Below are 25,529 nucleotides of genomic sequence, written 5' to 3' on the forward strand. Positions count from 1 at the left end.
TTGCTTTGAAGAAACTAAAAGTTTGGGGACATCATAGTTCCCTCGTCCTGCTTCTTGCCATTGTCGGTCTGGTCGTTGATCAGATCGCAAAATTCTGGGCTGTCGGCCACTTCTCAGTTGGAGGCATTCCTCCAATTTCCGTTGGCCCGTTTCTTGATTTGGTACTGGTCTGGAACAAAGGCGTTTCTTATGGCCTCTTCCAGCAGACGACCGAGATTGGTCGCTGGGGGCTGGCTGCCTTTACAGTTGCCGCTTCTGTTTTCATCTGGTTCTGGAGTGCGCGGGCGATCAATCGTCTTGAAGCCATTTGCCTCGGATTGGTTTTATCCGGTGCGCTGAGTAATGGCTTTGACCGCCTCTATTATGGCCAGGTCGTCGATTACCTCTATTTCCACGTTGGGGAATTTTCCTGGTACGTCTTCAATCTTGCTGATGCGTGGATTGTTATTGGCGCTGCCGGGTTGCTGCTCGACACCTTATTTATTGGCAAAAATAAGGATAGCCGGCCCTAAAACTGCCTAATTCCCAATTATATGTGGGGAAGATCGGGTGCTTCTGGGCATAACTACACACTTAGGGCCTTCATGGTTTCGTGATTCCTGTTTTAAGGTGGCATCACTGGATTATGAGGACTACAGATTTCGCAGGCTGTCATATGACCCGTGAAGCCTGTCAAACGCCGCTTTGATGGTGATCGGGAAACAAGGGTAATGAAATTGCAAAGCCGTAGCAAAAAATTCGTCGTTCGCGCCTCTTTTGTTTGCGGGCTCTCTCTCGCACTATCTGCCTGTATGACAGGAAATGGTGACTTCAGCGATGGCACAGAAACCACTGAAACCAGCTTGATGACCGGTGTGTTGAGTGCAGTTGGTCTGGAATCCCAGCGCAATTCGGATATCGAGTACAAAGAGCGTGCGCCGCTTGTTATGCCGACACAGGCAGGCAACCTGCCTCAGCCAGACGGTCGTAAGCTTTCTGAAGTAGCAAGCAACTGGCCAGTTGACCGCTCCAAGGAAGAGCTTGAAGAGATCCGTGCGTTCTACAAGGTTGAGCCAGGCGAGCCTTTGAGCATCGAGCAGATGCGCGGCCACCCTGCTTTGAAAAAAGCTGCGGCCCGTCCTCGTGACTTTGCTGCAGAGAAGCGCCAACAGCAGCTTCTTGACGGTGACAAGTTGAGCCCTGCAGAACTGGCTGCCCTTGGCAAACAGTATCAGGAAGCGAAAAAGCAGCTTGGCGGTAAGGATGTGGAAGCTCCAATCTGTTCACCTGAAGATCCTACCTGTAAGCCTACCCGCAAATATCTGACTGAGCCTCCAGTCGCTTACTCCACTCCTGTTGCAGGCGTAGCCTTTGCAACACCGGAAGTGGATGAGAGCGAGCTTGTACGCCAGAAGCGTGAAGCAGCTGCGATTGAAGACGGTGCTCGCATCGACATGAGCAAGCAGTAAGAGAGACCTCTCTCAGGGCGTTAAAAGCCCGCTGAAAGCCTTAGTAAATTATGAAGCAAGCGCGACGATGTTCGCGCTTTTTTCATTATAGCTGCAATAGATTACGAATAATTCACGAGGAGATTAACCACAATCACGCTATAGGTAGGGCAGCTGTGTCCTGCTCATTTTAAAGGGAGCCCCCTACGTGACTGGTCGATCTCTCACGCTTAAAGCCCTTGCTTTAAGTCTCGTTGTTTTCGCAAGCCCAGTATTGCCCGTGGCTGCGGATACAACAGGGAAAGCTTCAATCGAAGACTTCTCCAAAATTCGCATCGGTGGAACCGATGTCTCTCAAAGCACGCTCGACAACGGCCTTCAGGTGGTTGTTATCCCAGATCGCCGTGCACCCATCGTAACGCATATGGTGTGGTACCGCGTTGGCGCTGCTGATGAAGAACCCGGTAAATCGGGCCTCGCGCATTTTCTAGAACATCTCATGTTTAAGGGAACCAAGAATACACCGGAAGGTGAGTTCTCCAAGATGGTTGCTCAGGTTGGTGGTCAAGAAAACGCCTTTACCTCTCAGGATTATACTGCCTACTACCAGCAGGTTGCCAAAGAGCATCTGGAGATGATGATGGGCTATGAAGCCGATCGCATGTCCAACCTGATCCTGACCGAGAAGCAGGTTAACCCGGAACGCGACGTGGTGCTGGAAGAGCGCTCGCAGCGCGTGGATCGCAGCCCGGCAGCTCGTCTTTCCGAAACCTTTGATCAGGTCCTGTTTCCAAACAGCCCCTATGGTATTCCGGTTATCGGGTGGAAGGATGAAATCCAAAGCCTGAACAAAGACGATGCAATCGCGTTTTACGACAAGTACTACACCCCGAACAACGCCATCCTGATTGTGGCGGGTGATGTAACCTCCGAAGACGTTATGGATCTTGCCAAGAAGACTTACGGCAAGGTGGAACAGCGTGCAGAGCCAGGTCCTCGTGATCGCCCGCATGTGCAGATCGTTCCGGGCAACCGTGAAGTGAGCCTGCAGAGCGATCAGGTTGCTCAGCCAAGCCTGCAGCATGGCTGGATCGTTCCAAGCTCTACCACTGCGGAGCCAACTGAATCTGAAGCTTTGGAAGTTCTCTCTGACATTCTGGGTGGTGGCGTTAACAGCCGCCTGTACCAAGAGCTCGTGATTGAGGGCGAAATGGCGACCAGTGCAGGTGCCTGGTATCAGTCTACCGCTTTGGATGACACACGTCTCATTCTCTATTCCTCACCGAAGGATGGCGTTTCTCTGGAAGAGCTGGAGAAGAAGGCGCTTTCTATTGTGAATGACCTTCTGGAAAACGGTGTCACTGCTGAGGAAGTAGAACGTTCCAAGCGCTCCATGCTGGCCTCTGCAATCTATGCCCAAGACAAGCAGGATGTTCTGGCTCGTATTTTTGGCACCGCACTGACAACAGGTGGCTCTGTCGACAAAGTACAGACATGGCCTGCGCGGGTTGCGAAGGTGACACCTGAACAGGTTCAGGCCGTTGCACAGAAGTACCTTACTGAAACCAGCGTGGCAAGCTATCTGATGCCAGCTGCTCCAGCAGAAACCGTAGAGTGAGAGGGGACGCTCCATGAAAGCTAAAGTTCTTATGGCAGCTTCTGCCTCCGCTTCCCGACTGACAGCAAGCCTGTTTGCTCTGATGGCTTTATCATTCCTGATCGTTGCCAGCTTTGCGCAGAGCAGTCAGGCGATCGAGATCAAAGAGGTCAAGAGCCCCGGCGGCATCACAGCGTGGTTGGTGGAAGATTACACTGTGCCAATCATTGCGCTGAACTTTGCGTTTGCAGGTGGCAGCTCTCAGGACACAGATGCCAAACTTGGTGTGACCAATCTGCTAAGCACAATGCTTGATGAAGGTGCTGGCGATCTGGATTCTCAGGCTTTTCAGGGTCGCCTTGAAGACCTGACCATGAGCCTTTCCTTCAGCACAGGCCGTGATTTCTTCTATGGCTCCTTCCAGAGCTTACAGGCGAACAAGGACCATACTTTTGAGATGCTGCGTCTGGCGGTCAATGAACCTCGCTTTGATGCTGTTCCGCTGGAGCGCATGAAAGCACAGACCATCTCTGGTATTCGTCGCAGCCTGAAACGCCCTGATGCGCTGGCGGGTCTGACCCTGTCCAAGACCATCTTCCCGGATCATCCTTATGGCCGCCCTAGCCGTGGCACTGAGGACACCGTTTCCAAGTTGACTTCTGACGACCTGAAGGCACAGCGCGCAAAGATCTTTGCAAAGGACTCTTTGAAGATCGGTGTTGTTGGTGCAATCAGCGCAGATGAACTGGCCGTGGTTTTGGACAAGGTCTTTGCAGACCTGCCTGAAAGCGGTGATCTGATTGAGATTCCAAATGTAGAACCAGTGACCGACAAGAATGTGCATGTGGACTTTGAAAGCCCGCAGACCTCCATTCAGTTCGCTCTGCCGGGTTACAAGCGCCACGATCCTAAGTTCATGTCTGCGTTCGTGATGAACCACATTCTGGGTGGCGGCACGTTCTCCTCATGGCTTTACAACGAGATCCGTGAGCAGCGTGGCCTTGCTTATTCTGTCGGCTCCTATCTGGTTCCTTACCAGCACGCTGCTCTGCTGATGGGTTCCACAGGCACACGTGCGGACAAAGCTGGTGAAGCGATTGATATCATCAAAGCGCAAATGGAACGCATGGCGCAGACTGGTCCTACCCCAGCAGAGCTTGAGGAAGCTAAGTCTTACCTGACCGGCTCTTATGCTCTTAACTTCGACAGCTCCAGCAGCATTGCTCGTCAGCTGACAGGCATTCAAACTCAAGGGCTTGGTATCGATTACATCGACAAGCGCAATGAGATGGTTGAAGCGGTCACGCTGGAAGGTGTTCGCGAAGTTGCGCGGGACATGTTTGATGGTATCGAGCCAACATTCGTTACAGTTGGCAAGCCGCTAAACTGATCCTGAGAGAAATCGAGAAATTGCAGCAGGCGAGTTGATGAAAATCAGCTCGCCTCTCTTTTTAGCGGGCGTGGGTTTGGAGCCCCCTGCAGAACATCCGCACGTACCGGACGTGGCGGTGAAAACAGGAAGCCCTGCGCGCAGCGTACGTCCATTTCCAGAAGCTCCAGCACAGCGCTTTCACTTTCTACGTGATCCACGATGAGCTCAATGCCATAGCGCTGCAACAGGCTGCCAAAGTCTGCCGGGTGGATGTTGCTCTTGGCCAGATCATCTTCATGCAGCAGTAAACGGGATGCGTGCAGTTTGGCAAAGCGGAAGCCGCGATCTGCCAGCGCACGGAAGTCCATGCGCAGATCTGTGATGCGGTCTACTGAGAACCGGAAGCCCAGTTCAGCGAGTGCTGCCAGGCTTTCGTACTCAATCGCGCTCATGACAGCGACATCGGCCTGCGAGAACTCGAAGATCAGCAGGTCAGAGTACGTGTCGTTGGCACGCACAAACTCCAGGAAGCCCGGGAAGAAGTTTTCATCCATGAGCGTGCTTGGAGACAGATTGCAGAACAGGCCTGCTTCTCTGTTGCGTGTTGCCAAGCGCTTGAGGATCTGGAGAGAACGGAACAGCAGGATGTTGTCGATTGCCGGCATCTGGCCGGTACGATCAGCTTCCTGCAGAAACTCGATTGGTTCCAGCGTGTCCCCATTGGCTTTGCGCAGACGGGTCAACGCTTCGTAGTAGCGGACGCGGCGCTGCGGCAAAGTCACTATTGGCTGGAGGTACAGATCTACCCTGCCCGCTTCGATACTGGCGCGGATTTCCTCAGCCAGTGCAGCATTCGGATGGTGCATGCGCGGAGCGGCCGGACGCTTCATCTCTGGCGCGCGGGTTTCAGCAAATGTTTCCTGCGGTGAGGCCATTGGCTTGCGTGCCGCACTCGCAAATGCAGCAGCTGCCTGACTTGCCAGATCGACAGATGGTTCCTTGGCTACAGTCGCTTGAGGAGATGCCAGACGCTGTGCTGGTTGCGGCTGCAGCATGGCCTGCTTAGTGCGCTGGTCCTCAATGGCGATGCCCTGATCCTCGATACGGGTTTCCATATCCGCCATGGCTTCTGCCATCTGCTTTACGAGGGAGCCAATGACTTCGACCTCTGCGAACAGCGGATCAATCTCTTCACGGGTACGGCGCGGGATGTTGTGTTCGACGCCGGTGAGACGGCCTTCGAGATTTCCAACATCATCATCGATGACCGCGATGCGCTCTTCCAGACGATTAACGGCTTCAGATACCGCAGATTTTTCCTGAGAGCGGGTCAGCATGAAATGGATGAAGATCATGGTGCACATCGCCGTGAAAGAAACGGTGATGGCTTCGCCAACGGGACGCGCAAAAAGATAGACCATCACTGTGCCGCAAGAGGCTGCAATGGCTAAAATAGAAAACAAAATGGAAATGTTCGCCAAGCGCGTCATAACCTCAAAAGTACCTGTTGGTCCGAATCAGAGAATACATACCTGAATTTTGCCGCATTTACCGAGGCCCTTCGAACCCTATACCCATCATATTTCTAGGGAAAACCCGTGTTGTCCCCGCAAGAATGACAATCAAGCTACATATATCATCGATGCATACGATTTTCGTCATAATCGCGAGCTGAACTTGGGTGTGTGATTCCGCCTCATGGTGAATTTTATCAGGCGAGAAAGTTGCCTGAAGCGTTCTGGGCAGTAGAAATTAACTGCATAATGCAACCAACCTCAAAAACGAAAAGGGTTTGTTTACCCTGTTTGCACAAACTCAGGGTGTCGAATGATTTTCGACCTGATGTATTGATTTTTGAGGTTGCCTGCCAATGGGATCCCCCAAAGCTAACAATAGGTTTTTGAACGCCTGTGTCGTGGACACCAATCGCACAGAGGCTCGCAAAACCAGCAGCGCTTTGTCGAAGTACGTGACCAGCGGACAACCTGCGCATATTCTTTCCAGCAAAGAGCATGCAGTCGCTTTTCTGCGGCATACCCCAATCAATATCGTCATTGTCGACCTTGAGTGCATTGGCGGAGAAGCTGAGCTTTCAGAGATCGTTGCTGCTGCGCCACGCGCGGTTTTGATCGCTGTGAGCGCCAAGGGTTCTGTGAGCCGTGCCATGAATGCTATGCGCAACGGTGCGCATGACTTTTTGACCAAGCCTTACACCAGCGAAATGCTTCTGGAGAAGCTTGAGGCGCATCTCGGTGTCTTCAAATCCGCAGCCCCTTCGCCGTCTGTGACAGCATCTACTGGTTCCGATGCGATTGTCTCCGGTGAAGCATCGGGAACCTCCTCTCAGTTTGAAGGGTTTGTTGGTTCCTCCAACCGCATGCAGAGCGTTTATACGCAGATCAAACGGATGGCGACATCCAGTGCGCCGGCGTTCATTACCGGGGAATCAGGTACAGGCAAGGAACTGTGTGCACAGGCGCTTCACGCCAGATCTGCGCGGAAAGCTGGGCCTTTTGTCGCAATCAACTGTGGAGCGATTCCAGCCAATCTGATGGAGTCTGAAATCTTCGGTCATGCACGTGGTGCCTTTACCGGAGCAGACGAAGCCAGAGCCGGTGCGGCCGAGCTTGCCGACGGTGGAACACTGTTCCTGGATGAGATCGGTGAGATGGAACTTTGCCTGCAGAGCAAGCTGCTGCGCTTCCTACAAACCGGCTCCATTCAGCGTGTTGGCGAGCACAAGACCCGTTCGCTGGACTTGCGCGTGATCTGTGCGACGAACAGAGATCCAAAAACTGAAATTGCAGCTGGTCGCTTCCGTGAAGATCTGTTTTATCGCCTTCATGTGTTGCCAATCCGTTTGCCAGCTCTTCGTGAGCGCCGAGAGGATATTCCGTCCCTCGCCCTCACCTTCCTGAAGAAGTACGCAGAAGAGGAAAACCGCAGATTTCAGCGCTTTTCAACTTATGCAGAAGCGCTTCTGCTCCAGCATAACTGGCCGGGCAACGTGCGTGAGCTGGAGAATGTCATTCGCCAGCTTGTGGTGATGAATGACGGTGATGAAGTCACCGAGCTCATGCTTTCTCCGTTGCTGCGTGAGCAGACTGTGCCGGTGCTCTCTGAGATCGCATTTGGCACTGCTGAACCTGCCCCAAGCATGGGTCGTTCCATCGAGCCGCTCTGGTTCCAGGAAAAGCAGATTATCGAGACGACGCTGGAGACGTTTGACGGCAATATCGCGCTTGCGGCAGCGGCGCTGGAAATCAGCCCTTCTACCATTTATCGCAAGAAGCAGTCCTGGGCTGAGCGCGCCAACGCGTGATGGTGTGCGTGGTAATTGCTTAACCATCGCATGAGGAATGTCTTCACGACACATATCTAAGCTGCCTCAGGAATTGGGGCAGTATTGTCTCCCTTAGATTTAAGAGTTATACCACCGCCAAGAATCAGGTGAGTGCCGCAGATTTTGTGTTCTGCTGGCTCTAGGGGGCTAAGAATGCCATTTACAGTGAAAGGGATGTCAGCTGCAAAAGCTGCGACCTGTTCCATCTTTGCGGTTGCTTTGTTGGGTAGCACCGCATCTGCTGAAGAAGCGACGGCGCTGAGCGCTGACTTTAAAGCTGCACAAGATGCATATGCCGTTGCCTGGCAGCAGCAGCCACTCGCTTTTACCGCAGCCAAATTCATTGCATTGCCAGCCGAGAGTTACGGTTCTTACACGCCTCTGGAAACTGCTGAGTTCCAGAGCGGTGATCCGTTGACCGTTTATGCTGAGCCTATTGGCTTTTCCTACAAGGAAACCGGCGGCAAGTATGCGATTGATCTGAGCGTGGACTTTGAACTGCGCAACACCACCGGTCAGGTGCTGGCATCTCAGGATGGGTTCACCACCTTGCATTCTGAGAGCTTCAACCAGATCCGTGAGTATCAGACTTCCCTCAGCTTCAACCTGACTGGCTTGCAGACAGGTGAGTATGTGCTGAAGGTTCGGTTCAACGACGAGAACTCTGATAAGTCCGGCAGCTTTGAGCTTCCGTTCTCCATGACAGAGGCAGCTCTTCAGAACTGATTGGCTTAAGCCTTACGCAGACCATTCAAAAGCTGGCTTTGATCTTAAAGCCGGCTTTTCTTTTACCTGATTCCGGGTTCCTGCGAACTTTCCTTATGCGACAGTCCATTGGTCTAATCTGGGTTGAGCTTGCACCCAGCTTACCCCCAAATTCTCGCAGTATTCCTATATTTTTTGCCGTTCAGATTATTTTTTTGCCGCTCTCTCCTTGACTATATAGAGGCGTGAAACTACATCATTTCCCGGTTGTTAGCACTCTGCCTTTGGGAGTGCTAATCACTGTGGGGCCGCAAGGTTTCGCCCACTCTCAAAGTTTTTAACCTTCGCGTCCGGGCGTTGCCTAAAAGGGACGCTCGCGTATGAGAGGAAGAGCCAATTATGAAGTTTCGTCCGCTACACGACCGTGTTGTCGTTCGCCGTATCGAGTCTGAAGAAAAGACTGCTGGTGGCATCATCATCCCTGACACTGCAAAAGAAAAGCCACAGGAAGGCGAAGTAGTTGCAGTAGGTCCTGGCGCACGCAAGGACAACGGTGAGCTGATCGCTATCGACCTTAAAGCTGGCGACCGCGTTCTGTTCGGCAAATGGTCCGGTACTGAAGTTAAGATCGACGGTGAAGACCTGCTGATCATGAAGGAATCTGACATCATGGGCGTTCTGGCTTAATTAAAGCCATCGAGCAAACCCTCGTTCCTTCTGTAATTACAAGAATTTAAGTGAGACAAACAAATGGCTGCAAAAGAAGTCAAGTTCGGTTCTGACGCTCGTGAGAAGATGCTTAAAGGCGTCGACATTCTTGCAAACGCTGTAAAAGTTACCCTCGGCCCTAAAGGTCGTAACGTTGTTCTGGATAAAGCATTCGGCGCACCACGCATCACCAAAGACGGTGTTTCTGTTGCGAAGGAAATCGAACTTGAAGATAAGTTCGAGAACATGGGCGCACAGATGGTGCGTGAAGTTGCTTCCAAAACCAACGACATCGCTGGTGACGGTACAACCACTGCGACTGTTCTGGCACAGGCTATCGTTAAAGAAGGTGCTAAGTTCGTTGCTGCTGGCATGAACCCAATGGACCTGAAGCGCGGCGTTGACATGGCAACTGCTGCTGCTGTTGCAGACCTGACTGCACGTTCCAAGACCATCTCTTCTTCTGACGAAGTTGCACAGGTTGGCACCATCTCCGCTAACGGCGACACCCAGATCGGTGCAGACATTGCTGAAGCAATGCAGCGCGTTGGCAACGAAGGTGTTATCACCGTTGAAGAAGCTAAGTCCCTTGAGACTGAGCTTGAAGTTGTTGAAGGTATGCAGTTCGACCGCGGTTACCTTTCTCCATACTTCGTCACCAACGCTGAAAAGATGATTGCTGACTTGGAAAAGCCACTCATTCTCCTTCACGAGAAGAAGCTTTCCAACCTGCAGCCAATGCTTCCAATCCTGGAAAGCGCTGTTCAGTCTTCCCGTCCACTGCTGATCATTGCAGAAGACGTTGAAGGTGAAGCACTTGCAACTCTGGTTGTAAACAAGCTGCGTGGTGGCCTGAAGATCGCTGCTGTTAAAGCTCCTGGCTTCGGTGACCGTCGTAAGGCAATGCTCGAAGACATCGCTATCCTGACTGGTGGTACCGTGATCTCTGAAGATCTGGGCATCAAGCTGGAAAACGTAACCATCGACATGCTCGGCACTGCAGACAAGGTGAACATCTCTAAAGAGAACACTACCATTGTTGACGGCGCTGGCGACAAAGCTGACATCGAAGCACGCGTTGCTCAGATCAAAGCTCAGATCGAAGAAACCTCTTCCGACTACGACCGTGAAAAGCTGCAGGAACGTCTTGCTAAGCTTGCTGGTGGTGTTGCAGTTATCCGCGTTGGCGGTGCAACCGAAGTAGAAGTTAAAGAGAAAAAAGACCGCATCGACGACGCTCTGAACGCAACCCGCGCTGCTGTTGAAGAAGGTATCGTACCAGGTGGTGGTACTGCTCTGCTGCGCGCTAAAGCTGCTGTTGAGAAAGTATCTTCCGAGAACGTTGACATTGAAGCTGGTATCAAGATCGTTCTGCGCGCTCTTGAAGCTCCACTGCGCCAGATCGCTGAAAACTCCGGCGTTGAAGGTTCCATCGTTGTTGGCAAGATCCAGGACAACATCGCTGATGAGACCTTCGGTTTCAACGCTCAGTCTGAAGAATACGTCAACATGATCGAAGCTGGTATCATCGACCCAACTAAGGTTGTTCGTACAGCTCTTCAGGACGCAGCATCCGTTTCCGGCCTGCTGATCACCACTGAAGCAATGGTTGCTGAACTTCCTAAGAAAGACGCTGGCCCAGCAATGCCTCCAATGGACGGCGGCATGGGCGGCATGGGCGGCATGGGCTTCTAAGCCAATCCCTCATAAGTCTATGAGAATTAGGGCGTCCCTCGGGGCGCCCTTTTTGTTGCCAGGCCTCAAATTTTCCCGCTGACACATTTAAAGCAAATGAGGTTTGGCGGATATCCTGCCTGATTGAAAACGCCAACATCCTTTATGGCTGGTAACCTGAGACCCAAGTTCCTTTCACGTTTCATAAGGATCCAAGTTTCATATTCAAGCCTTAAACAGCCTTCGTTTCCAACCATGCTTTACGAGAAAACTCGGCCCGGGCGATGTTTCAGGCACAAGAAAGGGCGATGGGCCTCAGATCACAGGAAAGCGTTTATCATGTTGTAGATGGTCTGTTTTTGGTGTTCTGACCCGTGCATTTCGCGGAGTGAGAAGTATTCTTCTCCAGACATGATCGGATAAGGCGCAACATTAACGCCATTTACCGTTTGCCCGGTATCGAAGATCTGATCGCGCGCACTTAGCCTCATCAGGTTATTCCAGATTGTCGCTCCAGTAATGCCATTTACCGTTGGGACCGCGTTTGTATAAAAATTACCCAGTGCTGCCACGTCCATGAGTGCGTGGCCGCTATGTATTCGGCGGTAATCATCCGGGATCAGGTTAAGACTGGCGCGATATCCATTGCCCACCGCCTCGGCCTGGGCAACGTGATTTGCGGCAATACGAAAGTCTTTCAGCTGCAAAGGTCTGTACATTCCATCATAGGACCCTCTACCGAAACCTGTGCCCCACCCTGCATGCTTGTGCGCCCAAAACGTACCCTGCAGCGCGCCTTGGTTGATGTAGACGACACGTGTGGGTCCGCGTACATTTTTGTTCAGGTTAGCATTTTGGAGCTGAGCAGTAGAAATGGTTTGTGCTCCATTGACCAGAGCGGTCAGGGTGTTGTTGATCGTGCCATGCATCACGCCAAGCTTTACAAACACATAGTATTTGCTTTTGTAAACAACACCAGAAACTTGCTCTGTGTTGTTCCTCAAGTCTGATTTGAGAGTTGTTGAGGGCAACCCTGCCACGGCAAGGTAAAGGCGTGTTGAGCGCTGCGTTACGACAAAGCCAGCCTCATGCAGTGGGCGCAATCGACACGAATAGGAGGAACCAACGGCGCTATCTGCAAAATATGAACTGGGAAGCTGCCCGGCAGCGAAGTTTAATCCTTGATTGTAGTCGGTTTGCGCTGCTTGCTCGTCAAAACGAATGGTCCCAAAGCTGCGGTTGTTCGCAGTGATCATGTTTAGGGTTGGATCAGTTGCCGGCATGTTCCCTCCAAACGAGTTTCCATAGTCGGACCAAGTCACCAACACCGACCATTTTTTATTGGACGGGCTACTGCAAAATTTGTGAGCATCAAAAATTGAGTGGTTCAATTTCGAGTGCGCAATACATGGTTGCAAATAAACACCAGAACTGCCAACCACCGTAATCTTATCCCCCTGCCCCAAAACACTGGCATACTTATTCTCAAGCTCACGCATTCGGGCAGCTTAGGGAACGTCCCTTGGTTTGGTGTGGGCTGGACGGGCTACTGGGAGAGGTAACGTATTTCCCAGCGGGTCCGTGGAGGTTCCCCTTTCGCCAACAGTGTTGAGGGATAGCGGATGTCCGGTCAAACCAAAGGGTGCCAACACTGGGAGACACTCTTTTAGGAGAGATGCCTTCTCAAAGTGTCTTTTGGAGCTTGGCCTTAGCCTCCTACAAAAACGTCCGGGCGAGGCGAGCAGCCAATGCCGAAGAAACTTATCCTATTACAATGCGCAGGCACTGCCTGCTCGCCTTGCTCCCCCCGTTCTTCGGGGACTTAAATTCCCCACTGCATGACAGGTCATGCGGTGCTTTTGGTGCTTGTAACGATCTTTATGGCGTTCACAGTCACTCAGCAGGCTTTTGAGCGCGTTTGTGGAACAGCTCGTAGATATCCTCCAAAGACACTCCCTTGGTCTCTGGTGCGCGTCTCACCGCGTAGACAGTGCCTATGCAGCAGCAGATGCCGAAGAAGAGGAAGATCTCTGTGATGGAGAAGAGCTGGTTGAACTTGGGGAAGACAAACACCACCAGGAAGGTGAAAACCCAGTTCACCGTCACCGCGACGACCATTCCCTTAGCCCTCAGATAATTCGGGAAGACTTCTGACATATAGACCCACGGTAATGGGCCCATGGAGAGGGAGTACGAGATTACATAGAGACACAGGCCTGTGACGGAGAGAGCTGTGCCGATGCCATCGCCCATGATGAAGCCGCCAACGATCAGGAACTGGGAGAAGGCGCAGGCGGGTAAGCCGTAGACCATGAGTGGGCGGCGACCGACACGGTCAATCAAGAGCAGGCTGGCCGCTGCGGCCAGCGCCAAGGCTGAGCCGAGCCCTACGGTGGCAGACAGACGGCTTGCCTCAGCTGAAAAGCCGAGGTCGCCGAACAGTTCTGGCGCGTAGAGGATGACGGCGTTGATGCCACTGAGCTGTTGGAACAGGAAGGTGAAGACACAGAAGCTGGTGATGGGACGATTGCGCGGGTTTATGAGGTCCAGCCATCCGCCCTTTTGGTCTGCGACCTCAGCAAGATCTTCTTCGATGCGCTTAACGTTGCCTTTGACCCACTCAACGGTTCGGTTTGGTTCGATCTTTTCAAAGACCGCTTCCGCCTCTTTTGAGCGGTTTGCCATGACGAGCCATCTCGGACTTTCAGGCGCGCTCCAAATGCCGAAGAGCAGCAGTGCGGCCGGAATTGCAGAAAGGAGGAACATGAACTGCCAGCGGTTGATGATTTCAGCGGTGTAGCCGAGATCCAGCGTTACCAGATTGGTGAGGTATCCGATCAACACGCCGAAGGAGATCATGAACTGAAACGCGCCCAGCATTCGGCCCCGGATTTTGCGCGGCGCAATCTCGGAGACATATTGCGGGCCAGCCATGGAGGACAGGCCGATCCCCATGCCGATGAGAGAACGAGCGAATGTGAGGATGAAAAGGTCTTGGGCGACACCAGACAAGCCCGCTCCCGTGATGAAGAACAGGGCTGCGATCATGACCGTTGATCGCCTGCCGAACCTGTCACTGAGGTAGGAGCTCAAGTAAGCGCCGATGAGACCACCAATGGACAGAGACGCGACCAACAGGCCTCCCCAATATGCAGAGAACGCGAACTCCGCTTTGATTGGCTGATAAGCGCCGGCAATGACGCCCTCGTTGTAGCCATAGAGCAACCCACAGAGCACCGCGATACACGCCAGGAGGATAATCATGCGCAATCCTTTTCAAGAGTAACGCAGAGTATAGGTGACGGTCTCTAACCAACCGGAGGATTTACAGCTCTGAATTGAATTGGTTTTCGAAAGGCCCCACTAACACTTCGCCATCTCACGGCAAGCTTGGGAGGCTATCAGGCGGATGACTGCTGCTGATCAGCGCCTGTTGGAAGTCACAGTATTGAGCTTTTCGGTGCCTTTGCCTTCGATTAAGCTCAGTGATGCATGATCAGCGCAGGATATTTTGAAGCGCCTCCCTTTTTGCCAACCAGGACTTACCATGATTGTTCTTCAGGACTTCCCCGCCGACCGCTTTGATGAGTTTCAGATTATTTCCATCTCCGAATATGCGCAGGACCTGATGGCCAATCGCAAGATGGATGAGCAGGCTGCCCTTAAGAAAGCCAAGGAGAGCCTGGAGCAAGCCTTTCCGGCTGGCAAAAGCAATGAGCGCAACAAGCTGCTGAGCATCCTCAACAAGACCAAAGGGCGTGAGGTCGAGGTTGGCTTTCTTTGGTACACGCTTCACGATGATGGCTCCGCGTTCATCATGGATTTTCTGGTGTACTCAGAGCATCGGGGCAAAGGCTATGCCTCCAAGGCACTGCAGGTACTGAAGACGATGTTTGAGGAACAAGGTCTTTCCCGGATCGGACTTCGGGTCGCCCCAGACAATCACGGCGCCATCCGTACTTACTACAAGGCGGGTTTTAATGTGACGGGCTGGAACATGTCCTGCGAGCTGTAGTGCTCTCAAGAACTGACGTTTTGTTGAAGTGACTTCATTTCCGTTGTGCTTTGGTGGCTGCTAGGATTTTGGCAATTCCAATGCATGACCTGATTTAAGGATCTGAGATGATTGCACGCAAAGCTGCAAAAGCCCTTGCCGTTCTTCCTTTGCTTTATGCTGTGAGCCAGCCTGCGCAAGCTGCTGAGACTGAAACCGCGATTTTCGCTGGTGGTTGCTTCTGGTGTATCGAGTCTGACTTTGACAAGATCGAAGGCGTTCTTGAGACCACCTCCGGTTACACAGGTGGCCGCACAGAAAACCCAACCTACAAGCAGGTTTCAGCTGGTGGTACTGGCCATATTGAAGCGCTGGAAGTGAAGTTTGATCCCGCGAAGGTGTCTTACGAAGAGCTGCTGACGGCTTTCTGGCATTCTGTTGATCCGACAGACGCTGGTGGTCAGTTCTGCGATCGCGGTGAGAGCTATCAGACAACCATCTTTGCAACCTCCCCGGCTCAGCTGAAGAAAGCAAAGGCCTCCAAGAAGGCACTCGACAAGTCCGGCGAAACAAACCGTCCGATTGTGACGCCTATCCGTACTGCGTCTGCGTTCTATGATGCAGAGGACTACCATCAGAATTATTATGAGAAGAACCCGATCCGCTACAAGTACTACCGCTATCGTTGCGGTCGCGACCAGCGTGTGAAAGAGGTTTGGGGACCTAATGCCTACAAAGGTATCCCCGGTGAGCACTAAGGGCTTACGATAGAAGATGAGAAGACCAGAGGGGTTCCTCTGGTCTTATTTGTTTTGGGTCTAGTTACCTTCGTAATACATGCGGTAGATGCCGCCTGCGGAGTCATCTGAAATCAGCAGGGAGCCGTCGCCCAGTTCAACCACATCAACGGGACGGCCCAGATAGTCACCACTGGCGTCAATCCAGCCTGTTGCAACGATGCTGGATTCTCCAGCTTCTTCCTGAGCGTTGATTGGAACGAAGACCACGCGGGCGCCAATGGGCACGGAACGATCCCATGAGCCATGCTGCGCGATGAAGACGCCGCCTTTGTACTCATCAGGGAACATATCCCCCTGATAGAACGTCATGCCAAGGCTGGCTGCGTGCGCATCCAGCTCGACCTCCGGATCGACCACACCGCTTGGTACTGGCTCATCGATGTAGTGCGGGGTTCTAACGGTTCCACCGCCATACCATGGGAAGCCGTAGTTCTTGCCGGGCTCTGTGGCCTTGTTCAGCTCTTCAGGTGGAATGTCATCGCCCATGCCATCGACCTGATTGTCAGTGAACCAGAGGTTCCCACTGTCTGGATGGAACTCAAGCCCTACCGAGTTTCTGATGCCAGTGGCGTAGACCTGACGATCCATTCCGTCGGTGGTGATGGAGATGATGCCTCCGATACCGAGACTGTCATAGAGCTTCAGCTTCATCTTGGGCGGTACGTTGTAGGGCTGACCGAGAGAAATGTAGATACGATCATCCGGTCCCTGATCACATACACGGGCGGAATGATTGTAGCTTTCTTCAGAAGGAGGAATGAGCATTCCCTGACCAACAAGCACCTTCACAGCAGGTTTGCCCTGCTCTTTGTTCTTTAAAGCATCGGGAAAGCTCAGAACGCGGTTTTGCTCGGCAAGGATCAGTGAGCCATCCTTGGTGAAGCAGACACCATTGGGGATGACAAAGGACTGGTTTGGCGCAAACTGACGGACTTCAGCAGCTTTTTTGGTGTCTTCATCCTGCGTCACCACCCAGACTCGATCTGTGGTTGTGCCAACAAAAACAGTTTTACCATCCGGCGCGACAGCCATATGGCGCGCATCCGGCACAACGGCGTAAGGTTCGATGCGAAAGCCTGGAGGCATCACCACCACACCGGTGTTGCGGGCCAGAGTTTTTTGGTCGTCAGTGTCCTGCTCGACATACTCGGTGGCCACACCATCAACGGTTTCGGTTTTTGTTGCTGCTAATGAAGTGGTTAGCAGCAAAGCATAAGCGCACCCTGACAGGACTCCATAGAGAACAGGTTTCGTGGTGCACATGGGTTTTCCTCCATAACGGCCTAGAAATTTGACTGAGAAAAGTTATCGCATTATTCGGAATGTTCTGCTGAGTGAGCTGTCACTATGCGCTCATTCAAAGTCTGAGGAGAATACTCAGATATGACGGGAATTCGGTTTATAGAACCACAAAAATTGGAGATATTCACTTAGCGGAAGTTGCGTTTTGTGGTGCTAGAATACGACATAACGTAAGTTTGAAAGTGTGGACAAAGAACAAAGGAAAGGTGCCCACTTGCATTTGCCTCATTTTCGTGCCAAATCCTACGCATCATCAAGAGAAGGGCTGGCGCCCTCGCCAACCTGCCTAACCGGGCAAGGTGGTCTCCGCCGAAAGGGATGTGGTTTCGAACTGAGGACGTCGTCTTCATCATTCGTAACAACCAAGCGGTAGTTTCAATGGATTTTGCGCCAGTCCTCCTCGGGAAACCGATGGAGGATTTAATGTTTGATCTTGCTAGTCAGCCTCAGTCTGCATGGCAATCGTATGTATCTGAATATGTGCCTCAATCCTTGAGGGAAGCCGTCGCTCATCTTGCCGACGAGTTTACCGCTGCCTATCTGCTTGATTGTCTGATCTTAGAAAAAGGGCTGCGCAGCCGTCTGCTTTCGAACTCAACGCGTCAAGCCAACACTCCCCTCACCACAGAAGAGCGTTCTGATCGTTTTGCAGTTCTGCTGCGTTTGTGGGCTGAAGGATGCCATACGGTCGTTGACGAGCGTTTGTTCGCTGATACGGTGCGCCGGCGCCCTGACGAGCTGGAAGCGCTGCGTGAATACTTCAGACAAAACGCGCTTCGCTCGAAAAAGAAATTCCCGAGCTAAGCAAGCTGACCTATAATCAGTAAATGATGTTTAAGCGGCGCGCGTGCCAAACTTGGCAGGAGGCGTTGCAAACGGATCTGCAAACATTGCCAGCCAGAGGCTCTGAGCTATTCGCTGTGCAGTCGCCAGCAGAAGAGGTGCGGCTTCGGGAGAGAAGATCGCATGAACTTCTTCTTCGAACAGATCCATCCATTCATGAAAGTTCTCGGTGGTCACGCCTGTGATTTTTGCGTGAGCCGGAACCGGTTTGCCTTTGTATGATCCGGTCTTCAGCAAAACGGAGGCCCAGAAATGCTTCATCTTATGCAGATGCGGCCCCCAGTCCTCGCCCATTTCTTTTAGGAAGATCGGCCCCAGCGTCTCATGCTGGCGTACTCTGCCATAAAAGCTTTCAACCAACTGGTTGATTTGCGCTGGTGTGATGGAAGGATCAAGCGGTGTCCGTTCACGCGCTGACATAACGGGAATTTTGGATGACACTGCTTGCTTCCTCTTCCTGACCAGTGAGCTGATTAAGCGTTGTTGTACTTTGCACGCTGCTCTTCAGAGATCTCGATTGGCTTACCGTTATCATCCACGGCAACAAAGGTGAACTGAGCATTTGTCACCTTTTCGCGGTAACCAAAACGATGGCGCAATGCCCAGGCTTCGATTGCCAGCGTAATTGAGGTTCTACCAACACGGAGGACACGGGAGTAAACACACATCACATCGCCAACTTTTACAGGGCGAATAAACGTCATGCTGTCGATCGCAACAGTCACAACGCGCTCCATGGCGCACTGACTTGCTGCAATACCGGCCGCAATATCCATTTGAGAGACAACCCAACCGCCGAAGATATCGCCAGATGCATTGGTGTCTGCCGGCATCGCCATTGTGCGTGTGGTCAGCTCACCTACTGGCTGCTCTTCTTCGACAGCGTCTCTTGTATCATTCATAGTTTTAAAGCTCCGTCGATCCATCAGAGGAAATGCTATGCATGGCGAAGCTCAACTACTCAAGAAGGGATCATCGCCATATGGAAGCAATCAACAACCTGGGTCGCACATTTCATGGTATTGGCCCGAGCGGTTTCAGCAACACACTCTTCGACGGCATTTTCGAATAAATTCAACCAGCTGGCAATATCATCACCGCATACCTGCTTTGCAGAACCGCGATACTTGCCAATCGGACGACCGGAATAACTCTGGTCTTTCATGAGAGCGGAGCACCAGAAACGAACGGCCTGCGCTTCATAGTCTTCCCAGTCGCATTTCATGTTGCTCTGGTAGACGTTTGCCAGTGTATCATTCTGACGAAGTTTTTCTGAATGATTGGCGACCAGCGCACGGACCTGATCGTGTGTCAGGTCAGGGTGAACTGGAGTGCATTCGTCTAGTGGGCGAATGTCAAAGTGCTGATAAGTCATCTCGGTGTTTCAGGAGCCTTGCAGGGACAAGGCTCATGCCCTTGTTGTTACTTTGGGTCACTTTTACTCAAATACCGAGTTTAAAGCTCTGCGGCAGCTCGTAGCACCTCTGGCTTTTCGAGGCAGTAATATCCAGAGAGGCGACTGATGACGCCCTCACGTTTCCAGACGTTGAGCACACGGCTCACGTTCTCACGGGCACCACCAGCCATATTGGCGATCTCTGCCTGAGAGATCTTGTAGTGCACGAGGATCTTATTGCTGTCGACTTTTTTGCCAAAGGTTTCAGAGAGTTGCAGCAGGGTCTGAGCAACCCGACCATTGAGCGGAAGGAAGGAACGAGCGGCAAGAGCATCGTTGGACCGGCGCAAGCGAGTCGCCACAATTTGCAGCATGTGGCGATACACAGCGGGGTTCTCATCCGCATAACGATAAAATGCGGCTTTGGAGATAAATGCAAGCTGACTCGGCTTCAGAGCAGTCACTGTGGCTGAACGTTCACTGCCATCAAGCAAGGCAATTTCACCAACCAGAGACCCCTGCCCCAAAACGGCCAGCAGCTGTTCACTACCATCCAGCGATACAACGGAGACCTTCATGCTGCCTTCGATGATTGCGTAACATCCATTGCCCGGATCGCCAGCCTTGAAGAGAACTGCGCCAGATTTCAATGACATAGGCTGGGCAATCTCAGAGAGACCATGTGCATGCTCCTCTGCCAAACCCGATAGTGAAAAGCTGTTTTGAAGGAGTTCTTTGAACTTTGTCATCTTGCCACAAGGTCCTGACGCGCCGTTGATTCAGTTTTTTAGTTTAAGCTGCATCAATATAATTGATGATTTTAATTAGGTCTATCATGCGGCCATTTTGTGACCGAAGTCACAGAGATATTCTTTAGTTTTAGGCAAATTAGGGGTGTTCATAAATACCCCAACGTTTATGGCAAATTCAAAAGGAACGATCTCTTCAACCGCAGGGAGAGATCGTTCTTAGAACAAGAAGATATCTTTTTCCATCAAAAGAAACGGAAATTCCTCACTAATCAGGAACTTGAGCTGGTTTTCACGAGACGAGCTCTGACGCATGTTTTTCTTTTTGACGGGTTGCGCCTGTTCTTCCGGATAAGAGGGGCGACACAAGATCATCGCGGAATCCTGCGCTTCATTGATTCCATGCCAGAAGAAATCCCGCAGATCCGTATCCTCATCAGCCATCGGTAAATCTGGCCCGGAGAAAATCGTCTCCAACCCTGCTTTGGTTGCGCGCTTTGCAATGGCATTGCCAGTTCTGGAAACTCCGGCAGGCAACACAAGCGCTGGCTCGCGGCCTGTCATCATGCTGAGTACTGTGATCAGCGCAGAATGCACGGCAGGATGTTTTGCCAGATTGCCCTGAATGGCGACAAAGGCCGGCGGACGGGCATAGACTTCCTCGAACAAGTCTACCTGTGCCGCAATCTCAGCTGCGATTGCCTCTTCGGGCAGCATCTTCATGGGACTGCGGATTGCGTACCACCAGTTTGCCGGGAAGACATCTCCGAACACTGTGCGGCCAAAGTCAGTCAGAGGCGCAGCAGGCTTCGTGAGGGTCACCGTGAGGCCAACCATGGTTTCATGCTCGGCCCAGGCCACAACATCGCGGAGCTGATAGAACTCTCTTGACCACATCTCTCCGGTAACAACGCAACCGACGGCAGAGAGGCGGCCCGCGATAATCAAATCGCAGATCGCTCGATCAACTCCGTAGCTTTGCCCAAATTCCAGACTCGTCAAGAGGATGCGCTTCATCGCGCGGATCTCCCAATCCAAAAGGTTCAGGAGTACATTTAACAAAGCCTGCAATTTTAACGCAACGGAATCTCAGCCCTCTCAGTTGGATTTCAGGGGCTCTTTCGCTCCTGACAACCGATAGATCCGTACATTTTCAATAGCTGTTTTTCCGAATAATCCCTTATTCTCTCGGGGGATGGTTTCCAGCAGCTCAACCTGATTGAAGTTGTTTTTCAGCTTTTGAGAGCGATCTCTTCTTTCCTCAGTGACATAGAGCATGTCGCTGTTTTCAGGATTTTGGAGATTATCGGGAATCATCGCATAGCGCATGCGCTCAGGAATTCCGTAGACCTTAAGACCTGAAGACTTGAGCGCGTTCGACATTTGACCCGTCAAACCATAGCTGGTGGTTGCAACCCAATCGATGTCATTGGCCTTCGCCAGCTGCGCAACTTCATCTCCAATCTGCTGCCACCCACGCATCTGGTGGGTCGGGTCTTTTCGGCCAAGGGATGTATTCAGCGGTGCGAATGCATGCACGTAGACCAAGCCAGCCAGGACAACGCCAAGCCCCACTGCGGTAGGTGCCAGAGCCTTGAACCAGCGACCAACATTCGCAGGCGGATAAGCTGCTGCGATGCCTGCAAACAAAGCCAGTGTCGGGTACATCGGCGCAGGCCAGTTGCCTTGCACACGCGAATGAAGGGAATGGAAGAACAGATAGATCAGAAACGGAAGAACCGTGAGCACCAACAGACTGGCAGCATTGTCCTGCTTCAGCATCAGGCGGATAACGCGCCATGCCCCGACCATTGCGATGATGAAGACCAGCGGATTGAGCAAGCCAGCAACGGCGCCAATAAACTCGCCAATGTATTTGACTGAGTAGCCTTCAGGAACTGACCGACCAAACTGCTTTACGAAGGAGATCCACTCGTGCTGGGAATTCCAGTAGAGCACCGGAGAGAAAATCGCGATCGCCAGTGCACCGCCGAGCCACAGCTGCCACGACAGCAGATATCTGCGGTTTTCAGGCACCCAGATCAGCCAGAGGATGATGCCTGCGCCAAGAAAAAGCACGGAATACTTGGAGAGGAGACCCAGGCCAGCAAAGATACCGACCAGGATCCACCAGTTAGCATTCTTTGAGACTGACAGTTCCGCCATGCCCCAAAGAGCGAGGCCCCAGAAGAAGACTGAGGGTGCATCTGGAGTGGCGAGAAGAGAGCCGACGCCAATTAGAAGGCTGGCATTGAAGAAGAGGACTGTCCAACCAGCGACGTGCACATCGTACAAGATCTTGGCTGTGCGCCAGAGGACAAGAGAACCGATGGCCGCGGATAAGATGCTGATGAACCGCACGCCCAGAGCCGTATCGCCAAACAGCGCCTGGCCGAGCCAGATCCAATAAGCCACCATTGGTGGGTGATCGTAGTACCCCAGAGCCGGGTACACCCCCCACAAGCGGTAGTAGGCTTCGTCCTCAACCAGATCCACATTCATGCCGGTCACCAACCGTGCCAGAGACAGGACGGCGACAATCAGAATGAGGTTGGTTGGGTGCAACCAAAAGCTCAGGGGCTTTCCTGCGGTGTTATCCTGCATCTATGTGCATTCCTCTGAGAGCGTCTGTTTTGGTCGTCAGCATATGGAGAAGCAAAGAGCAGACCTTGCTTCTCGCAGATGTGTTTAGCCTTTGCGCCATGTGAGCGCGTTGGAAACAATGTAGTTCCAGACCGCACCCATGATGGCACCTGCTGCACCAGCAAACCACCAGATTGGCTTGTTCGTGTAGATGAGTTCTGCCACACCAACGTTTGCCAAAATACCAAAGCTACAAATCACATAGAATGTGAACAGACCTTTGACCCACGCAAGCCCCTTCAAACGACGGTCACGATAGGTCAGACGGTTGTTGAGGAAGAAGTTTGAGCTCATCGCCACGAAGGTCGCTATCAGCTGTGCAACACCGAATGGCAAACCGAAGAGAGCCAGCAGGATCTTTAGAGCGATGAGGTGAACGACGACACCGGTTCCGCCAACCATGGAGTACATGAGGAAGCGAACAGAGATCGTGTCATTGAAGAGTTTGGAGACCAGCAGACCGAGGTAATCCATTGTTACCAGCGTATCGAGCTTGCTCTCGCCGTGCTGGCGTTCGCGGAAGACGAAGGGGAGTTCCTTCACCCGCAGGGCGCCTTTTCCGCTGGCAACGATATCCAGCATGATCTTGAAGCCCTGAGAAGACAGACGCGGCGCCAGTTCGACAAACCGATCCCGGCGCAGCATGAAGAAGCCACTCATCGGGTCTGACAGTTCCACTTTCAGGAACTTGCGTGCCAGATTGTTGGCAAGGTTGGAGCCCCATGCGCGAACGGAGGATAGACCGGTTCCGACATCCCCACCCTCCACATGGCGCGATGCCACACAGATATCGTAGTTTTGAGAACGGAGTGCTTCCAACATCTTTGGCAGCAGGCTTTCATCGTGCTGAAGATCAGCATCCATCACAGCCACATACTTTGAGCTGGAGGCCAGCATGCCTTCGATACACGCACCGGACAAACCGCGACGACCAATACGCTGGATGATGCGCACACGTGGGTCTTTTTGCGCAATGTCTGCGGTGACTTGTGAGGTGCCATCTGGAGAATTGTCATCAACAACAATAACTTCCCAAGCTACGCCAGCGAGCGCTTTATCCAGCAGCTCAACTACGATCGGGACGTTTTTGCTCTCGTTATAGGTTGGGAGTACAACGGTTAGCTCTGCCGGTCCGGTGACGCGGGCATCGGATTTGCTGATTTCAGTTTGTTCACTATTGGTGTTTGACACCATGATTTCTCCAGTGTGCAGACCTTCCTTCTCATACTTGAGAGAATGGCCCTTCCATTTTTTCGGGCGACCTTAGCCGCTCTTGACGCTATTGCAAGTATTGATTGGGAAATTTGCGCCGGATTGCGTCCCCCTCGCGCCTTGCTCTCCCCTGCTCAATGGGCTAGGAGACTGACAACAGCATACTTACCTTAGAGTGTTCTGAAGAACTTCTACGGGTAGCTTTTGCAACCACCTAATTATTTCATGGATGAGACGGCCTCATGGCAAAAAAGAAAAGTGCCAAGCTCAAAGCTCGTTTGCCGCGCGGTTTTGTAGATCGCGGTCCAGCAGAATTGCTGGCAATGGAGCAGATGATCTCTGTTATCAAACAGACCTATGAGCTTTATGGCTTTGAGCCCGTGGAAACTCCAATGTTCGAGTACACTGATGCTCTCGGCAAGTTCTTGCCGGATCAGGATCGTCCGAACGCTGGCGTGTTTTCGCTACAAGATGATGACGAGCAATGGATGAGCCTGCGGTATGACCTGACCGCGCCCCTCGCCCGTCATGTGGCGGAAAATTTCGAAAGCCTGCCAAAGCCTTACCGCAGCTATCGTGCCGGATACGTGTTCCGCAACGAGAAGCCTGGACCTGGACGTTTCCGTCAGTTCATGCAGTTTGATGCGGATACCATTGGAGCACCTTCTGTCTCTGCAGACGCTGAAATCTGCATGATGGCTTCTGACACCATGGAACGTCTCGGCATCTCTCGTGGTGACTATGTGATCCGCGTGAACAACCGCAAGGTTCTGGACGGTGTGATGGAAGTTATCGGCCTTGCCGGTGATGAACATGCAGATACTCGTCTGACTGTTCTGCGCGCTGTCGACAAACTTGACCGCCTTGGTGTTGAAGGTGTGAAAGCGCTGCTTGGTGAAGGCCGCAAGGATGATTCCGGCGACTTTACGAAGGGTGCTGGCCTTGGTGACGCTGAAGCAGAAAAGGTGTTGGCCTTTGTGGAAGCTGGTGGAGAAACCACCGACCAGACCATCGAGAACCTTCGCAGTTTGATCGCAGACAGCAAAACCGGTGCTGAAGGCGTTGAAGAGCTGGCGACCATGGGCAAGCTGTTTGATGCAGCTGGCTACACCGATGGCCGTGTTCTAATCGACCCTTCTGTCGTACGTGGTCTTGAGTACTACACCGGCCCAGTTTACGAAGCCGAACTCACCTTTGAAGTGAAGGACGAGAAAGGTCGTCCTGTGCGCTTTGGTTCCGTGGGCGGTGGTGGCCGTTATGATGGTCTCGTTTCCCGCTTCATGAGCCAGCCTGTGCCTTCTACCGGCTTCTCTGTTGGTGTTTCCCGCCTGATGGCTGCGCTGACTACTCTTGGCAAGCTTGGTCAGGATGAGATTGCAGGCCCTGTGGTTGTGTGTGTGATGGACAAGGACATTGATTCCATTGCGCATTATCAGGCCATGGTTCAGGACCTGCGCACAGCGGGCATCCGTGCTGAGATGTACCAGGGCAACCCAAAACAGTTTGGTAAGCAGTTGCAGTACGCTGATAAGCGCAACTCACCTTGTGCCATCATTCAGGGCTCTCAGGAGCGTGAAGAAGGCGAAGTACAGATCAAAGATCTCATTGAAGGCAAACGCCTTTCTGCTGAGATTGAAGATAACAAAACCTGGCGCGAGAGCCGTCCTGCACAGTTTGCTGTGAAACGGGATGAGCTTGTTGCAGAAGTGAAGAAGCTTCTGGCTGCTCAGGAAGAAGATCGCAAAAACCAAAGCGAGAACTAAT

At 52.4% G+C, this 25,529-nt stretch carries 23 protein-coding genes and 1 riboswitch; of the genes, 12 read left to right on the forward strand and 11 right to left on the reverse strand.

Features of this window, described 5'->3' with window-relative positions; translation table 11 throughout:
* Positions 1–5: 5 nt before the first annotated feature.
* The 4 genes from lspA to PJE062_RS21835 all read left to right on the forward strand — a co-directional run bounded on the left by lspA (position 6) and on the right by PJE062_RS21835 (position 4,414).
* Positions 6–512: a signal peptidase II gene (gene lspA, locus PJE062_RS21820; protein ID WP_008552123.1), complete on the forward strand. Its 507-nt coding sequence runs from the start codon at positions 6–8 to the stop codon at positions 510–512.
* Between the two features lie 198 nt (positions 513–710).
* Positions 711–1,448 (forward strand): hypothetical protein, encoded by a 738-nt coding sequence (locus PJE062_RS21825; RefSeq protein WP_148266103.1) that lies wholly within the window; start codon positions 711–713, stop codon positions 1,446–1,448.
* A gap of 187 nt (positions 1,449–1,635) precedes the next feature.
* Positions 1,636–3,045, forward strand: coding sequence for a pitrilysin family protein (locus PJE062_RS21830; protein WP_008552255.1), 1,410 nt, complete (start codon positions 1,636–1,638; stop codon positions 3,043–3,045).
* A 13-nt stretch (positions 3,046–3,058) separates the two neighbouring features.
* A complete protein-coding gene (locus tag PJE062_RS21835; protein WP_008552191.1) occupies positions 3,059–4,414 on the forward strand; it encodes a pitrilysin family protein in 1,356 nt (451 codons plus the stop codon).
* 44 nt (positions 4,415–4,458) lie between these two features.
* On the opposite strand, the gene PJE062_RS21840 is transcribed toward PJE062_RS21835, so the two are convergent.
* Positions 4,459–5,817, reverse strand: a complete 1,359-nt coding sequence (locus tag PJE062_RS21840; protein ID WP_208982432.1) for an EAL domain-containing protein — start codon at positions 5,815–5,817, stop codon at positions 4,459–4,461.
* Between the two features lie 494 nt (positions 5,818–6,311).
* Between PJE062_RS21840 and PJE062_RS21845 the strand changes: the two genes are divergently transcribed.
* The 4 genes from PJE062_RS21845 to groL all read left to right on the forward strand — a co-directional run bounded on the left by PJE062_RS21845 (position 6,312) and on the right by groL (position 10,847).
* A complete protein-coding gene (locus PJE062_RS21845; RefSeq protein WP_008552253.1) occupies positions 6,312–7,718 on the forward strand; it encodes a sigma-54 dependent transcriptional regulator in 1,407 nt (468 codons plus the stop codon).
* A 174-nt stretch (positions 7,719–7,892) separates the two neighbouring features.
* On the forward strand, positions 7,893–8,465 hold the full coding sequence (locus PJE062_RS21850; RefSeq protein WP_008552210.1) for a hypothetical protein: 573 nt from the start codon (positions 7,893–7,895) through the stop codon (positions 8,463–8,465).
* Positions 8,466–8,843: 378 nt separating this feature from the next.
* Positions 8,844–9,131, forward strand: a complete 288-nt coding sequence (groES, locus tag PJE062_RS21855; RefSeq protein ID WP_008552275.1) for a co-chaperone GroES — start codon at positions 8,844–8,846, stop codon at positions 9,129–9,131.
* 63 nt (positions 9,132–9,194) lie between these two features.
* Positions 9,195–10,847 (forward strand): chaperonin GroEL, encoded by a 1,653-nt coding sequence (gene groL / locus PJE062_RS21860; protein ID WP_008552213.1) that lies wholly within the window; start codon positions 9,195–9,197, stop codon positions 10,845–10,847.
* Between the two features lie 299 nt (positions 10,848–11,146).
* On the opposite strand, the gene PJE062_RS21865 is transcribed toward groL, so the two are convergent.
* Both PJE062_RS21865 and PJE062_RS21870 read right to left on the reverse strand, forming a co-directional pair.
* Positions 11,147–12,325 (reverse strand): hypothetical protein, encoded by a 1,179-nt coding sequence (locus PJE062_RS21865; protein WP_008552173.1) that lies wholly within the window; start codon positions 12,323–12,325, stop codon positions 11,147–11,149.
* Between the two features lie 394 nt (positions 12,326–12,719).
* On the reverse strand, positions 12,720–14,090 hold the full coding sequence (locus PJE062_RS21870; RefSeq protein WP_008552094.1) for a sugar porter family MFS transporter: 1,371 nt from the start codon (positions 14,088–14,090) through the stop codon (positions 12,720–12,722).
* 283 nt (positions 14,091–14,373) lie between these two features.
* Between PJE062_RS21870 and PJE062_RS21875 the strand changes: the two genes are divergently transcribed.
* Together PJE062_RS21875 and msrA are read left to right on the forward strand one after the other, a co-directional pair.
* Positions 14,374–14,841 carry an N-acetyltransferase gene (locus PJE062_RS21875; RefSeq protein WP_008552220.1) on the forward strand — a complete coding sequence of 156 codons (468 nt, stop codon included), beginning with the start codon at positions 14,374–14,376 and terminating at the stop codon, positions 14,839–14,841.
* Between the two features lie 107 nt (positions 14,842–14,948).
* Complete coding sequence (gene msrA, locus PJE062_RS21880; protein WP_008552108.1) at positions 14,949–15,578, forward strand: peptide-methionine (S)-S-oxide reductase MsrA; 630 nt, start codon at positions 14,949–14,951, stop codon at positions 15,576–15,578.
* A 60-nt stretch (positions 15,579–15,638) separates the two neighbouring features.
* Here msrA and PJE062_RS21885 read toward each other — a convergent pair whose 3' ends face one another.
* Complete coding sequence (locus PJE062_RS21885) at positions 15,639–16,883, reverse strand: sorbosone dehydrogenase family protein (protein WP_008552128.1); 1,245 nt, start codon at positions 16,881–16,883, stop codon at positions 15,639–15,641.
* A 284-nt stretch (positions 16,884–17,167) separates the two neighbouring features.
* A riboswitch (SAM-I-IV-variant riboswitch) is annotated at positions 17,168–17,298 on the forward strand.
* A gap of 47 nt (positions 17,299–17,345) precedes the next feature.
* On the opposite strand from PJE062_RS21885, the gene PJE062_RS21890 reads away from it, so the two are divergent.
* Positions 17,346–17,726, forward strand: a complete 381-nt coding sequence (locus PJE062_RS21890) for a hypothetical protein (RefSeq protein ID WP_008552208.1) — start codon at positions 17,346–17,348, stop codon at positions 17,724–17,726.
* A 30-nt stretch (positions 17,727–17,756) separates the two neighbouring features.
* Here the strand turns inward: PJE062_RS21890 and PJE062_RS21895 are convergent, their stop codons facing one another.
* The 7 genes from PJE062_RS21895 to PJE062_RS21925 all read right to left on the reverse strand — a co-directional run bounded on the left by PJE062_RS21895 (position 17,757) and on the right by PJE062_RS21925 (position 23,747).
* Positions 17,757–18,206, reverse strand: a complete 450-nt coding sequence (locus tag PJE062_RS21895; RefSeq protein WP_244529451.1) for a group III truncated hemoglobin — start codon at positions 18,204–18,206, stop codon at positions 17,757–17,759.
* A 32-nt stretch (positions 18,207–18,238) separates the two neighbouring features.
* A complete protein-coding gene (locus PJE062_RS21900) occupies positions 18,239–18,667 on the reverse strand; it encodes an acyl-CoA thioesterase (RefSeq protein WP_008552238.1) in 429 nt (142 codons plus the stop codon).
* 59 nt (positions 18,668–18,726) lie between these two features.
* Positions 18,727–19,140, reverse strand: a complete 414-nt coding sequence (locus tag PJE062_RS21905; RefSeq protein WP_008552085.1) for a group III truncated hemoglobin — start codon at positions 19,138–19,140, stop codon at positions 18,727–18,729.
* 80 nt (positions 19,141–19,220) lie between these two features.
* On the reverse strand, positions 19,221–19,910 hold the full coding sequence (locus tag PJE062_RS21910; protein WP_008552228.1) for a Crp/Fnr family transcriptional regulator: 690 nt from the start codon (positions 19,908–19,910) through the stop codon (positions 19,221–19,223).
* Positions 19,911–20,129: 219 nt separating this feature from the next.
* Positions 20,130–20,927, reverse strand: a complete 798-nt coding sequence (locus tag PJE062_RS21915; protein WP_208982433.1) for a ChbG/HpnK family deacetylase — start codon at positions 20,925–20,927, stop codon at positions 20,130–20,132.
* An 81-nt stretch (positions 20,928–21,008) separates the two neighbouring features.
* Positions 21,009–22,514 carry a glycosyltransferase family 39 protein gene (locus tag PJE062_RS21920; RefSeq protein WP_008552103.1) on the reverse strand — a complete coding sequence of 502 codons (1,506 nt, stop codon included), beginning with the start codon at positions 22,512–22,514 and terminating at the stop codon, positions 21,009–21,011.
* Positions 22,515–22,598: 84 nt separating this feature from the next.
* Complete coding sequence (locus PJE062_RS21925) at positions 22,599–23,747, reverse strand: glycosyltransferase family 2 protein (RefSeq protein ID WP_008552205.1); 1,149 nt, start codon at positions 23,745–23,747, stop codon at positions 22,599–22,601.
* Positions 23,748–24,007: 260 nt separating this feature from the next.
* Between PJE062_RS21925 and hisS the strand changes: the two genes are divergently transcribed.
* A complete protein-coding gene (hisS, locus tag PJE062_RS21930) occupies positions 24,008–25,528 on the forward strand; it encodes a histidine--tRNA ligase (RefSeq protein WP_008552122.1) in 1,521 nt (506 codons plus the stop codon).
* Position 25,529: the final 1 nt, after the last annotated feature.

Origin of the sequence: Pseudovibrio sp. JE062, from assembly GCF_000156235.1 — a bacterium.
Taxonomy (GTDB): domain Bacteria; phylum Pseudomonadota; class Alphaproteobacteria; order Rhizobiales; family Stappiaceae; genus Pseudovibrio.